The sequence below is a fragment of the Erwinia sp. PPS120 genome (genome assembly GCF_047918655.1).
GTDB lineage: Bacteria > Pseudomonadota > Gammaproteobacteria > Enterobacterales > Enterobacteriaceae > Erwinia > Erwinia tasmaniensis_A.
In genome coordinates this window covers 58852-72712 of sequence record NZ_JBLREF010000021.1, presented here as the reverse complement: position 1 = coordinate 72712, position 13861 = coordinate 58852, and the positions used below count along the sequence as shown (strand labels likewise).

The 13861-nt window shown below is 53.8% G+C and carries 9 protein-coding genes; 6 read left to right on the top strand and 3 right to left on the bottom strand.

Features of this window, described 5'->3' with window-relative positions:
* Window positions 1-165: 165 nt before the first annotated feature.
* The 3 genes from pflB to ycaO all read right to left on the bottom strand — a co-directional run bounded on the left by pflB (window position 166) and on the right by ycaO (window position 5576).
* Window positions 166-2448: a formate C-acetyltransferase gene (pflB, locus tag ACLRGG_RS13055; RefSeq protein WP_416250173.1), complete on the bottom strand. Its 2283-nt coding sequence runs from the start codon at window positions 2446-2448 to the stop codon at window positions 166-168.
* 76 nt (window positions 2449-2524) lie between these two features.
* Window positions 2525-3382 (bottom strand): formate transporter FocA, encoded by an 858-nt coding sequence (gene focA, locus ACLRGG_RS13050; RefSeq protein WP_416250172.1) that lies wholly within the window; start codon window positions 3380-3382, stop codon window positions 2525-2527.
* A 430-nt stretch (window positions 3383-3812) separates the two neighbouring features.
* Entirely contained in the window at window positions 3813-5576 is a 1764-nt protein-coding gene (gene ycaO / locus ACLRGG_RS13045; protein ID WP_416250171.1) for a 30S ribosomal protein S12 methylthiotransferase accessory factor YcaO, read from the bottom strand.
* A 199-nt stretch (window positions 5577-5775) separates the two neighbouring features.
* On the opposite strand from ycaO, the gene serC reads away from it, so the two are divergent.
* The 6 genes from serC to ACLRGG_RS13015 all read left to right on the top strand — a co-directional run bounded on the left by serC (window position 5776) and on the right by ACLRGG_RS13015 (window position 13850).
* Entirely contained in the window at window positions 5776-6861 is a 1086-nt protein-coding gene (gene serC, locus ACLRGG_RS13040; protein ID WP_416250170.1) for a 3-phosphoserine/phosphohydroxythreonine transaminase, read from the top strand.
* Between the two features lie 93 nt (window positions 6862-6954).
* Window positions 6955-8238, top strand: a complete 1284-nt coding sequence (gene aroA, locus ACLRGG_RS13035; protein ID WP_416250169.1) for a 3-phosphoshikimate 1-carboxyvinyltransferase — start codon at window positions 6955-6957, stop codon at window positions 8236-8238.
* Window positions 8239-8448: 210 nt separating this feature from the next.
* A complete protein-coding gene (gene cmk / locus ACLRGG_RS13030) occupies window positions 8449-9135 on the top strand; it encodes a (d)CMP kinase (RefSeq protein WP_416250168.1) in 687 nt (228 codons plus the stop codon).
* Between the two features lie 128 nt (window positions 9136-9263).
* The gene (gene rpsA, locus ACLRGG_RS13025; RefSeq protein ID WP_067702841.1) at window positions 9264-10937 is read left to right on the top strand and encodes a 30S ribosomal protein S1; all 1674 of its coding nucleotides are present in this window, start codon (window positions 9264-9266) and stop codon (window positions 10935-10937) included.
* Window positions 10938-11018: 81 nt separating this feature from the next.
* On the top strand, window positions 11019-11303 hold the full coding sequence (ihfB, locus tag ACLRGG_RS13020) for an integration host factor subunit beta (protein ID WP_067702844.1): 285 nt from the start codon (window positions 11019-11021) through the stop codon (window positions 11301-11303).
* Window positions 11304-11585: 282 nt separating this feature from the next.
* The gene (locus ACLRGG_RS13015; RefSeq protein WP_416250167.1) at window positions 11586-13850 is read left to right on the top strand and encodes a ComEC family protein; all 2265 of its coding nucleotides are present in this window, start codon (window positions 11586-11588) and stop codon (window positions 13848-13850) included.
* Window positions 13851-13861 lie beyond the last annotated feature (11 nt).

Genomic DNA, 13861 nt, shown 5'->3' with positions numbered 1-13861 from the left:
GCGATGAATTCTCCACGTTAGTCCCGCACGGTGGCAGGCTCGCAGTCTGTGAGCTGCGTTAAGTCTGTTTTGCCCGCAGTCTGAGAAGGGTGAACCCGAAGGCGGCTGGCAAAGAAGACTGGAAAAGGCTCCACTGTCGTGGAGCCTTAATTCTCAGCGTAAACCTTACAGAGATTTAGTAAAGGTACGCGTAATCACATCCTGCTGCTGCTCTTTGGTCAGCGAGTTGAAGCGTACCGCGTAGCCTGAAACACGGATGGTCAGCTGTGGATATTTCTCCGGGTTGTCCATCGCATCCAGCAGCATTTCACGGTTCATCACGTTAACGTTAAGATGCTGACCGCCCTCAATACTGGCTTCATGGTGGAAATACCCATCCATCAATCCGGCAAGATTGGCTTTACGTACGTCCTCATCTTTGCCCAGTGCGTTAGGCACGATAGAGAAGGTGTAAGAGATACCATCCTTCGCGTAGGCAAACGGGAGCTTCGCCACCGAGGTCAGGGAGGCAACGGCACCTTTCTGATCGCGACCGTGCATTGGGTTAGCACCGGGTCCGAACGGCGCGCCTGAGCGACGACCATCCGGAGTATTACCGGTTTTTTTGCCGTAAACCACGTTAGAGGTGATGGTCAGTACTGACTGAGTAGGCACCGCATCGCGATAGGTGTGCAGCTTCTGAATTTTCTTCATAAAGCGCTCAACCAGGTCACAGGCGATATCATCGACGCGGGAATCATTGTTACCGAACTGCGGGTATTCACCTTCAATTTTGAAGTCAACGGCAAGGCCGTCTTCATCGCGAATGGTAGAGACTTTTGCATATTTGATGGCGGAAAGTGAGTCCGCCGCCACCGACAGACCTGCGATACCACAGGCCATAGTGCGGTAGACGTCACGATCGTGCAGCGCCATCAGCGAGGCTTCATAGCTGTATTTATCGTGCATGTAGTGAATCACATTCAGTGCGGTCACGTACTGTTTTGCCAGCCAGTCCATAAAGTGATCCATCCGGGCTATCACTTTATCGTAGTCCAGCACCTCATCCATCATCGGGGCTTCTTTTGGACCAACCTGCATTTTCATTTTTTCGTCCATGCCGCCGTTAATTGCGTACAGCATGGTTTTTGCCAGGTTAGCGCGGGCACCGAAGAACTGCATCTGTTTTCCGACAATCATTGGGCTTACGCAGCAGGCGATAGCATAATCATCATTGTTGAAATCAGGACGCATCAGGTCGTCATTTTCATACTGAACTGACGAGGTGTCGATTGAGACTTTCGCAGCATATTTTTTGAAGTTGAGCGGTAGCTTCTCAGACCACAGAATGGTCATATTCGGTTCTGGAGAGGGCCCCATGGTGTAGAGCGTATTCAGGAAGCGGAAGCTATTTTTGGTCACCAGGGTGCGACCATCCACGCCCATACCGGCCAGCGATTCCGTCGCCCAAATTGGGTCGCCTGAGAACAGCTCGTCATATTCCGGCGTACGCAGGAAGCGCACCATACGCAGCTTCATGACCAGGTGGTCAATCAGCTCCTGCGCATCCTGCTCGGTGATTTTACCGGCTTGCAGATCGCGTTCAATGTAGATGTCCAGGAAAGTAGATACGCGACCAAAAGACATGGCGGCGCCATTTTGCGACTTAACCGCCGCCAGGTAACCGAAGTAGGTCCACTGCACAGCTTCCTGTGCATTGGTTGCAGGCCCGGAGATATCGCAGCCATATTTTGCCGCCATCTCTTTAATATGCTGTAAGGCCTGATGCTGGTCAGCAATCTCTTCACGCAGGCGGATAGTGGCTTCGAGGTTGACGCCGTTTTCCATATCGCTTTGCAGCGAGGTAAACTGCGCAAACTTGTCCTTCATCAGCATATCAATGCCGTACAGCGCCACGCGGCGGTAGTCGCCAATGATACGGCCACGTCCGTAGGCATCGGGCAGACCCGTTAGCACGCCAGATTTACGGCAGCGCAGAATGTCAGGGGTATACACATCAAATACGCCCTGGTTGTGGGTTTTACGATACTCGGTAAAGACTTTTTTCAGGCCAGGATCCAGTTCACGGCCATAAACTTTGCAGGAACCCTCAACCATTTTGATGCCGCCAAACGGAATAAGTGCGCGTTTCAGCGGGGCTTCAGTTTGTAAACCCACAATTTTCTCGAGTTTTTTATTAATGTAGCCCGCGTCGTGTGAGGTGATGGTAGAGGCCAGGTCGGTATCAAAATCTACCGGCGCATGGGTACGGTTTTCCAGCTTGATGCCTTCCATTACCTTATCCCACAGGGCGGTAGTGGCTTCAGAGGCACCGGTCAGAAAAGATTCGTCACCCTCATAAGGCGTATAATTCTTCTGGATGAAGTCACGAACGTTAACGCTGTTCTGCCATTCACCTTCTGCAAAGCTCGCCCAGGCTGCGGCCTGTTTTTCATTGTGTGTGCTCATTTGATACCTACCTTAATTACGTTGAGTTCTTCCGTCCCGCCAGCCCTGGCCGCGGGAGCTAAATGAATGTCGGCGATCAGTGATGGTCGCCATCTCGCAGATAGATGACCCAGTATGTCAGGCCTACCAGCAAACCGCCGCCGATAATGTTGCCGAGAGTGACCGGGATCAGGTTATCAGTAATAAAGTCTTTAACGGTGAGGTGCGAAAACTGGGCCGCCGTAGTGCCCGTTGCCTGCCAAAATTCAGGAGAGGCGAAATCCCTGATAACGATAGCCATCGGGATCAGAAACATATTCGCGATGCTATGTTCAAAACCGCTGGCGACAAACATCGCGACCGGCAGCACCATCGCCAGCATTTTGTCGGTCAGTGTACGCCCCGAATAGCTCATCCATACCGCCATGCAGACCATCAGATTCGCCAGGGTGCCAAGACAGACGGCCTGGATAAATGTATGGTGCATTTTATGATCGGCCGTTTGCAGAACGTTCAGCCCCCATGCCCCGTTGGCCGCCATATACTGCCCCGCGAACCAGATCAATCCGACAAAGAAAGCCGCGCCAAAAAAGTTACCGACATAAACATTAATCCAGTTGCGCGCCAGCTGTCCCCAGGTGATGCGTCCGCTGGCCTTAGCGACCATGGTCAGCACCGTGGAGGTGAAAAGATCGGCGCCGCAGACAACAACCAGCATCAGCCCCAGTGAAAAGCAGATACCGCCTACCAGCTTGGTCATGCCCCACGGAAGGGCTTCGGCTCCGGTGGTGGCCGTAATGTAAAAAACAAAGGCAATTGAAATAAATACGCCAGCGGTAATGGCCAGAAAAAAAGTGGTGAAGGGGTGTTTGGATGCTTTATAGACACCGGCTTCCTCGGCAACTTTTGCCATTTCAGACGGTAGAAGTAGTTCGAACGGGTTGCCAGCTTTCACACTAACGTCTCCCAAAATTAGTCAGCGTTGAAATAGTAACAAAGCCCAGGGGGTAAGAAATTGACCTGGATCATACGGCTACCGTGCGATTGGGCCTAAAGCCCTGTTTTTAATGGCGTTATTATCATTAACCTGCTGAATTATATGAAATAAAAACTTTTTAAGTGACTAAAATAAAGTTGAAAGTAGCACCTTTTGTCTCTTTTCCTGCGTGCTAACCGTAAGGGTATTGAGTTAATAAAATACGTATAAAGCAAGGAGGACATTTCGACGGAGCAAAGAGGGGCTGGACGCGTCTGTCCGGCTATCGGCACGACAAAAAGGGAGAGAAGGGGGAGAGTTACGGTAAAATCGAAATTTAATGGGCAGCAGCTACGCCATTTGCTGCTGCCCTTTGACTACATCGGTGTTATCGCCGAAGCCTCAGGCGTTAATTCTGCTGCCAGGCTGTGCGTTTAGCACGCTGCAGCTTTTCATATGCGGCGAGCAGCGACTGGTGGGCCGGGAAGGCCAGCAGATCCTCATCAACGCGCTGAAGGCCATAGAAAGGGGCTTCCCCGCTAATGGCGGCGGAGGCAGCTTCTACGGCGTCCTGACCATACATACGAACAAACGCCGTATGATATTGTAGCGGATCGCGTTCATCTTCCTGACTGAGCAACAGCAGCGTTTGCAGGCAGCGGTAATAGTTCGCGCGGGCAGGAGAGAAGGTCGACCCGTTAAAATCGGTGGTCCACTCGGTCCAGATCAGCGCCTGGTCGAGATCGCCGCCGGCAAGCGCCAGCATCGCTTTTAGTTCACCAATACGCAGAGTATACCAGCCGTTGTCCTTGCCGGTTGCCAGCCCCAGCAGTTCACGTACGCGGGTGAAGTCATCGTGGCCATCCTCGTCCAGACGCTCGATGAGGGCCAGATAGTCCTCTTTTTCCCACTGGCTTGCCGGCAGGGAAAGCAGCGTGTCGCGCAGTGGAGCGCCCATGCTGTTATTTGCCAGCAGCAGGTCCTCTGCGGGATAAATATCAGACATGCCCGGCACAATGATGCGGCAGGCGTAAACGTCAAGATGCTGATAATCGGCGATATAGACTTCTTTATCTTCCGCGTTGAAGATACCCATCAGCGTGGTGAATTCTTCCTGAGTGGAACCCTCAAAATGCCAGTCGACAAAGGGATAATCCGCATCGTCTTTAAACAGGTCCCATGAAATTAATCCGCTGGAATCGATAAAATGCGTTTCCAGATTGGTGTGTTCAGCCACTTCTTCGTCATCAAAGGTTGGAGGCGTAAACACATCGAGATCCTTCAGGCTGCGCCCCTGTAAAAGCTCGGTAACCGTACGCTCCAGCGCTACGCCAAAGTCAGGGTGCGCACCGAACGAGGCAAAGCAGGTGCCGTTCTGTGGATTAAACAGCACCACGCAGATAACCGGATAGTTACCGCCAAGAGAAGCGTCATAGGAGAAAATAGGGAACCCTTCCGCCTCCAGCTTTTCAATGGATGCCACAACGCCCGGATAGCGGCTAAGCACGTCTTCGGGAATGGCGGGCAGGCTGATTGACTCGGCGATAATGCGGTTTTTCACAAAGCGTTCAAAGACCTCCGAGAGGGCCTGCACGCGAGCTTCATCGGGCGTATTCCCTGCCGACATCCCATTGGAGACGTACAGGTTGCCGATAATATTCATCGGGATGTAGACCGTCTTCTGGTCTGACTGCCGGGTAAAGGGCAGGGCACAGATACCGCGTTCGGCATTACCGGATTGCAGATCGATCAAATCGCTGGCGGCTACGTCATTTTCTGGATCGTAGAACGCTTTCAGACGCGGGTCGAGAATGCCCTCAGGCAGCGCGTCATCGTCGGTCAGAGGAAACCATTTTTCATTGGGATAGTGCACAAAATCGCCCTGGGCAATTTTATTACCCAGCCAGAAATCAGCAAAAAAGTAGTTGGTCGACAAACGCTCGAAATACTCCCCCAGCGCAGAGGCCAGCGCCGCTTTCTTCGTGGCACCTTTGCCGTTGGTAAAGCATAGCGGGCAGTCGCGGTCGCGAATATGGACGGACCAGACGTTCGGCACCGGATTCAGCCACGAGGCTTCTTCAATATTGAAGCCCAGGTCCTGCAATTTTAGCTGAAAGCGCGCGATGGAATCTTCCAGCGCGGCGTCTTTGCCTGGAATAAATGTTTGCGTCATAGTCCCACTCTTTTTGGGTTGTGCAGAAAGCACGTAATGATACGGGGTTTCTTAGTGAATCGCTATATCGCTCTCCGCCGTGGTCATGATAACGCGGCGGGAACGGGTGTACTGTCAGGATAAAACATTGCAGCAGCGGGGAGGCAATGATAAAACCGATAGCAGAAGAGAATCGTTTGATCTGAAAGTGGTGAGGGAAATGAGTCAGGTATTCAATTTTAGCTCCGGCCCGGCAATGCTGCCGGTAGAAGTGCTTCGTCGTGCCGAACAGGAACTTCGTAACTGGCAGGGTTCAGGGACGTCCGTTATGGAGATAAGCCACCGCAGTAAAGAATTCACTCAGGTCGCGCAGGATGCCGAAAAAGACTTTCGCGATTTGCTAAAAATTCCAGACAATTACAAGGTGTTATTCTGTCACGGCGGCGCGCGCGCGCAGTTTGCGGCGGTTCCACTTAACCTGCTGGGTGAGCACGCCACGGCAGATTATATAGACGGCGGGTATTGGGCGCACAGCGCGATCAAAGAAGCCTTTAAATACTGTACCCCGAACGTGATTGATGCCAAAACCACCGTTGATGGCCTGCGCGCGAATACGCCGATGAGCAGCTGGGCGCTTTCCGATGATGCAGCCTACGTTCATTATTGCCCGAACGAAACCATCGACGGCCTCGCGATTCATGAAGAGCCGGACTTTGGTGACAAAGTGGTTGTCGCCGATCTCTCTTCAACCATTCTTTCACATCCGATTGATGTGTCCCGCTACGGCGTCATCTATGCGGGTGCGCAAAAAAATATCGGTCCGGCTGGCCTGACGCTGGTAGTGGTGCGTGAGGATCTGCTGGGTAGAGCCAGAAAAGTGCTGCCCTCCATACTTGATTACCAGGTGCTCAGCGATAACGACTCCATGTTCAACACGCCGCCGACCTTTGCCTGGTATCTTTCCGGACTGGTGTTTAAGTGGCTGAAAGAGCAGGGTGGCGTGTCCGAGATGGACAAGCGCAACCAGGCAAAAGCCGATCTGCTCTACGGTACCATCGACAACAGTGCGTTTTATCGTAATGACGTCGCCACTGGCAACCGCTCGCGGATGAATGTGCCTTTCCTGCTGGCCGACGCGTCGCTGGACGATCTGTTTATTGAGGAGTCACTGGCGGCGGGTCTGCATGCGCTGAAGGGGCATCGCGCGGTAGGAGGCATGCGCGCCTCAATCTATAACGCTATGCCGCTGGAAGGCGTCCAGGCGCTGACCGACTTTATGCAAGACTTTGAACGCCGCCACGGCTGAACCGCCCTGCGTAGCAACGGCGTGAGTTATCCTCACTGAAACCTCGCGAAGCTGCGGGGTTTCACCGTATTGATTCTGGAGAAAAGCTCTTAAATGGATTCCCTGACTTTACAACCCATTGCCCTGGTAGAGGGTACCGTCAATCTGCCGGGTTCTAAAAGCGTGTCCAATCGCGCCCTGCTGCTGGCCGCGCTGGCATCGGGCACGACGCGTCTGACCAACCTGCTGGATAGCGATGATGTCCGCCATATGCTGAATGCCTTACAGGCGCTTGGCGTGAACTATCAGCTTTCCGCCGATCGTACCGTCTGTGAGGTCACCGGTCAGGCAGGCCCGCTACAGGCTCAGGGGCCGCTGGAGCTCTTTCTCGGTAATGCCGGAACGGCGATGCGACCGCTGGCCGCCGCACTTTGCCTGGGGTGCAATGATATCGTGCTGACCGGCGAGCCGCGTATGAAGGAGCGTCCGATTGGCCATCTGGTTGACGCGCTGCGTCAGGGCGGGGCGGAGATCGACTACCTTGAGCAGGATAACTATCCCCCTCTGCGCCTCAGAGGCGGGTTTAACGGCGGCGAGGTAACAGTGGATGGGTCTGTCTCGAGCCAGTTTCTGACGGCGCTGCTGATGACAGCGCCGCTGGCGAAAAGGGACACCACAATCGTTATTAAAGGCGATTTAGTGTCCAAACCCTATATTGATATCACCCTTAACCTGATGGCGACCTTCGGCGTCAGCGTGAAACATGATAATTACGGCGCGTTTCATATTACCGGCAATCAAAGCTACGTCTCGCCGGGCAATTACCTGGTAGAGGGAGATGCCTCATCCGCTTCCTATTTTCTGGCGGCCGCCGCCGTGAAAGGGGGAACCGTTAAGGTGACCGGAATCGGACGCAACAGCGTTCAGGGCGACATTCGCTTTGCTGACGTTCTGGAGAAAATGGGGGCCATAATCGAGTGGGGCGACGACTACATCGCCTGCACGCGCGGCGAATTGAACGCAATCGATCTGGATATGAATCATATTCCCGATGCCGCCATGACCATTGCTACCGCTGCGCTGTTTGCCACAGGCACCACGGTGTTGCGCAATATCTACAACTGGCGCGTCAAGGAGACTGACCGCCTGGCCGCGATGACCATCGAACTGCGCAAGGTTGGCGCGGAAGTGGAAGAGGGGAACGATTACATTCGTGTGACGCCGCCCGCCGCTATTCAGTATGCAGAAATCGGCACTTATAACGATCATCGTATGGCAATGTGCTTCTCCCTGGTCGCGCTCTCTCCTTCGCCGGTCACCATCCTCGATCCGGGCTGTACCGCCAAGACATTCCCGGATTATTTTGAGCAGCTTTCCCGCATCAGCACGCTGGCATAAATCTGTAAATCCGCTGCGGAAAGTGCAGCGGATATTCAGCCTCATTTCAGCGGGCGCCTGATATTCTCTGACGACAATTTGCGCACGCCGTGCAGTTTTTTAGTAGCGGCTATGCTTAAGGGGTAACGATCCTGGCTTAAGGTGCGTATAATACGCGGCGATATTTGCCTGAGGCGTTTTTCTCAGGCATTCCAGCTACAGGAGAACGACATGACGGCTATAGCTCCGGTGATCACGATTGATGGTCCAGGCGGTGCCGGTAAAGGGACCTTGTGTAAAGCGATGGCAGAGGCGTTGCAGTGGCATCTGCTGGATTCCGGCGCAATCTATCGTGTGCTGGCGCTGGCAGCGCTTCATCATCAGGTGGACATTACGTCCGAAGAGGCCCTTGTACCGATTGCAGCTCATCTTGACGTTCGCTTTGTCTCTACCGAAGGTGAACTGGACGTGATCCTGGAAGGTGAAAACGTTTCGGCTGAAATCCGTACTCAGGACGTGAGTAATACGGCATCAAAAGTCGCCGTCTTTCCACGGGTGCGGGAAGCGCTTCTTCGCCGTCAGCGGGCTTTTCGCGAGGCGCCTGGCCTGATTGCCGATGGTCGCGATATGGGAACCGTGGTTTTTCCGGATGCCCCGGTAAAAATCTTCCTTGATGCCAGTTCAGAAGAGCGCGCCCAACGGCGTATGCTACAGTTGCAGGATAAGGGCTTTAGTGTTAACTTTGAGCGCCTTTTATCCGAGATAAAAGAACGTGATGAACGCGACCGTAATCGCGCCATTGCGCCACTGATACCGGCAGAGGACGCGCTGGTGCTGGATTCAACCAGCATGACGATTGAGCAGGTTATTGAAATTTCGCTTAATTATGCGCGTGAGAAACTCGCTCTGCCGCAGTGAAACCCGGGTCCAGGTGACCCGAAAGTTTATCTAACCCTGTGATATGGACGTCATGGGGCATGTGAAACAACCCCACCCGTCAGGATGTCAGGTGGACGTTAAATTGAAGAATCCATAAGATTATCAATATGACTGAATCTTTTGCTCAACTATTTGAAGAATCCCTAAAAACTATCGAAACCCGTCCGGGTTCCATCGTTCGTGGCGTTGTTGTCTCTATCGACAAAGACGTCGTTCTGGTTGATGCGGGCCTGAAATCTGAATCTGCAATCCCTGCAGAGCAGTTCAAAAACGCAGCCGGCGAACTGGAAATCCAGGTTGGCGACGAAGTTGACGTTGCTCTGGATGCAGTGGAAGACGGCTTCGGTGAAACCCTGCTGTCCCGTGAGAAAGCTAAGCGTCACGAAGCATGGATCACGCTGGAAAAAGCTTACGAAGACGCTGAAACTGTCACCGGTGTTATCAACGGCAAAGTTAAAGGTGGCTTCACTGTTGAGCTGAACGGTATTCGTGCGTTCCTGCCAGGTTCACTGGTTGACGTTCGTCCGGTACGCGACACGCTGCACCTGGAAGGCAAAGAGCTTGAGTTCAAAGTAATCAAGCTGGATCAGAAGCGTAACAACGTGGTGGTTTCACGTCGTGCCGTTATCGAATCCGAAAACAGCGCAGAGCGCGATCAGCTGCTGGAAAACCTGCAGGAAGGCATGGAAGTTAAAGGTATCGTTAAGAACCTGACTGACTACGGTGCATTCGTTGATCTGGGCGGCGTTGACGGCCTGCTGCACATCACTGATATGGCATGGAAACGCGTTAAGCATCCAAGCGAAATCGTGAACGTTGGTGACGAAATCAACGTTAAAGTGCTGAAGTTCGACCGCGAGCGTACCCGTGTTTCTCTGGGTCTGAAGCAGCTGGGCGAAGATCCATGGGTTGCTATCGCTAAGCGTTACCCGGAAACCACGCGTCTGACTGGCCGCGTAACCAACCTGACCGACTACGGCTGCTTCGTTGAAATCGAAGAAGGCGTTGAAGGCCTGGTACACGTTTCAGAAATGGACTGGACCAACAAAAACATTCATCCGTCTAAAGTTGTTAACGTTGGCGATGTTGTTGAAGTTATGGTTCTGGATATCGACGAAGAACGTCGTCGTATCTCCCTGGGTCTGAAGCAGTGTAAAAACAACCCATGGCAGCAGTTTGCAGAAACCCATAACAAGGGCGACCGCGTTGAAGGTAAAATCAAGTCAATCACTGACTTCGGTATCTTCATCGGCCTGGACGGCGGTATCGACGGCCTGGTTCACCTGTCTGACATCTCCTGGAACGCTACCGGAGAAGAAGCAGTTCGTGAATACAAGAAAGGCGACGAAATCGCAGCTGTGGTTCTGCAGGTTGACGCAGAGCGCGAGCGCATCTCCCTGGGCGTTAAGCAGCTGGCAGAAGATCCGTTCAACAACTACGTCTCTCTGAACAAGAAAGGCGCGATTGTTAACGGTAAAGTGACTGCTGTTGATGCTAAAGGTGCTACAGTTGAATTAGCAGACGGCGTGGAAGGTTACCTTCGCGCTTCTGAAGCTTCGCTGGATCGCGTTGAAGATGCGACTCTGGTTCTGAACGTCGGCGACGATGTTGAAGCGAAATTTACTGGCGTTGACCGTAAAAACCGCGTTGTTAGCCTGTCTGTTCGTGCGAAAGACCAGGCTGATGAGAAAGAAGCCATCAACACTGTTAACACCAAACAGGAAGAAGGCAACTTCTCCAGCGCTATGGCTGAAGCATTCAAAGCTGCTAAAGGCGAGTAATAGCTTTTGCCATCGGGGCGGCGCAGGTCGCCCTGATAACCGTTACTGTCAGAGCTTTTCCAAGGATTAACCGGAGGTTTTATGACCAAGTCAGAACTGATTGAACGACTTGCTGGCCAGCACTCTCATATTCCGGCGAAAGTCGTTGAGGATGCGGTAAAAGAGATGCTTGAGCATATGGCTACCACGTTAGCTGATGGCGAACGCATTGAAATCCGGGGTTTCGGCAGTTTCTCTTTGCACTATCGCGCTCCGCGTACCGGCCGTAACCCGAAAACGGGCGACAAAGTAGAGTTGGAAGGGAAGTACGTTCCACACTTTAAACCGGGAAAAGAGCTGCGCGATCGCGCAAATATCTACGGTTAAGCTTTGCAGCGTTACAGTGATAAAACGACACTTCGGTGTCGTTTTTTTTTGCCTGCAATAAATGTCTGCCAGACGCCTCTCCTCTTCCGGGAATATAAGCGTCCATTTTTCATGGTTGCATCATATTTACCGAGCCGTAATGGAAGCGGTCGCGCAATTTTCCCCTATTAGCTGTTACACGCCCAAACAGTTTGCGGCACCTGCCCCAGCCTACTTATTCCGCCGCTGACTTCCTTCTCTGGTACATGGACACTGGTATTCCCGGAATAAAGGAGTGCCGAGATGCCGTATTCTCTGACCAGACTGGCTGTGTGGATCATTATTGCCACGTTGCCACTGACGATCCTGCCATCGCTGCCGGGGAGCAGATTTGACGCATTGCTGATGATTACGGCGGGCCTGCTGCTGATTCTGCGAAGGAGGGGGGCAACCGATCTGGCGGTGATTATGCTGATCGTCGTCTGGTCGGTCAGCGCAGGCCGCAGCGTAGAGCAGCAGATTACAGCGTTAAGCACTGGCCCGGTTGACACAGTGGTGCGTGTCGAACAGCTTCTGCCCCAGTCTGAGCGGGTGAAGTTACGCATTCTACAGGTCGGCGGCAGGCTGGTCTTTCCGCCTGTTTATGCACTGGTGAAAGCGCAGAGTGAACCTGTCCCATACTGTGCAGGTCAACGCTGGCAGATGAGGCTCAGGCTGCGACCCGTTCACGCACGGCTGAATGAGGGTGGCTTTGATGCGCAGCGTTTCGCACTGGCTAATCAGACGCCGCTGACGGGAAAAATTCTTTCTTCTGCTCTCGTAACACCGACGTGCAGCTGGCGGCATCGTGTAATAACCGCAGGCAGGCAAAACTACGGGCATTTACCCTGGCAGTCTGTAATCTCGGCACTGGCATTCGGTGAGCGGGGCGATATCAACCGTGAAACCAGCCAGCTGTTGCGGGAAACCGGTACGGCGCATCTGATGGCGATATCGGGAATGCATATTGGGCTTGCGGCCAGTCTGGGCTGGGCGATTGCCCGACTGATGCAGCTGGGGTTTGCCCCGGGAGGGATTGGCTACCGCTTCCCTGCGATCCTCAGCCTGCTGGCAGCGCTGATATACACCTGGCTTTCCGGCGGCAATCCTCCTGCAATTCGTGCGATGCTGGCACTCAGCGCCTGGAGTCTGCTCCGGCTGGGGGGGATCTGCTGCAGCAACTGGCAGGTATGGAGCATCTGCATTGGTTTGATACTCTTCTTTGAGCCGCTAAGCGTGCTTTCAGACAGTCTCTGGCTCTCGGCCATGGCAGTAGCGGGCCTGCTAATTTGGTTTCACTGGTTTCCCCTTCCGACCAGGTATATGCGGAAAAAACGCTGGCTGCTGCTGCGGCTGTTACATGTACAGTTTGGCATGTTCCTCCTGCTGCTACCGATTCAGATTGTCATATTCCATGGTTTCAGCCTCAGCGCGCTGGTGGCGAATCTTTGGGCCATCCCGGTGATTACGCTGCTGACCGTCCCTCTTTTGCTTTGCGCCATCATTGTTACCCCCCTTACGCCATTCAGTCAGCTGCTGTGGTGGGGCGCCGACAAAACGCTGGCCATGACCTTTGTCCCCCTGAGGGCGCTACCGACGGGCTGGCTGGACGTGAATACCCTGGCGCTATGGCTGAGCGGGCTGGCATGGGTGTTCATACTCGCTGTACGCTTTGGCGGATGGCGATCCTCACCGCTGACGCTGGTGGCCTTCACACTATCGCTGCTCAGCTTTCGTTCTGGTGCGCTCCGTCCAGACTGGCGAGTCGATATGCTGGACGTGGGGCATGGGCTGGCAGTGGTGATATCCCGGGGAGGGCAGGCCACGCTTTACGATACCGGGAATAGCTGGGAGGGCGGCGATGCAGCACTCAGCCAGATCCTGCCCTGGCTAAAGTGGCAGGGCCTGACGCTGGAGCAGGTGATTATCAGCCACCCGCACCTTGACCATATGGGAGGGCTGGCCAGTGTCCAGCGCACGTTTCCGGCCGCCCGCGTTCGCAGCAACCCCGTTAAAGAGGGGCATCTGCCCTGTCACCGGGGCATAGTCTGGCAGTGGCAGGCGCTAAACTTTCGCGTACTGTGGCCGGAGAAGGGGGAAACGCGGGCCGGTAACGATCACTCCTGCGTGGTCGCTGTGAGCGACGGGAAATGGCGTGTGCTGCTGACTGGCGACATCGAGTCAAAAACGGAACATCACCTGGTAAGGTATTATGCCGCCGATCTCCCCGCTGACGTATTGCAGGTGGCGCATCACGGCAGCGGAACCTCCTCTTCACCGCCTTTTCTCAGAGCGGTTTCCGCTAAGGTGGCGCTTGCTTCGGTGGCGCGTTACAGCGCCTGGCGACTCCCTGCTGAGCGCGTGATCGTGCGCTACAAACAGAATCACTATCAGTGGCGTGACACGGCGGTTGAGGGGCAGGTGAGTGTGCATTTTTATGCTGAAAATTGGTTTGTCAAAGGGTTAAGAGCGCAAATAATGCCCCGTTGGTACCATCAGTGGTTTGGCGTACCACGTTATTCCAGGTAGAATAAGCGGCT

What these genes read in the sequence shown, in the direction of transcription:
- aroA (WP_416250169.1), top strand. Translation starts at nt 6,955, where the DNA reads ATGGATTCCCTGACTTTACAACCCATTGCCCTGGTAGAGGGTACCGTC.
- serC (WP_416250170.1), top strand. Translation starts at nt 5,776, where the DNA reads ATGAGTCAGGTATTCAATTTTAGCTCCGGCCCGGCAATGCTGCCGGTA.
- ihfB (WP_067702844.1), top strand. Translation starts at nt 11,019, where the DNA reads ATGACCAAGTCAGAACTGATTGAACGACTTGCTGGCCAGCACTCTCAT.
- rpsA (WP_067702841.1), top strand. Translation starts at nt 9,264, where the DNA reads ATGACTGAATCTTTTGCTCAACTATTTGAAGAATCCCTAAAAACTATC.
- pflB (WP_416250173.1), bottom strand. Translation starts at nt 2,448, where the DNA reads ATGAGCACACACAATGAAAAACAGGCCGCAGCCTGGGCGAGCTTTGCA.
- ycaO (WP_416250171.1), bottom strand. Translation starts at nt 5,576, where the DNA reads ATGACGCAAACATTTATTCCAGGCAAAGACGCCGCGCTGGAAGATTCC.
- ACLRGG_RS13015 (WP_416250167.1), top strand. Translation starts at nt 11,586, where the DNA reads ATGCCGTATTCTCTGACCAGACTGGCTGTGTGGATCATTATTGCCACG.
- cmk (WP_416250168.1), top strand. Translation starts at nt 8,449, where the DNA reads ATGACGGCTATAGCTCCGGTGATCACGATTGATGGTCCAGGCGGTGCC.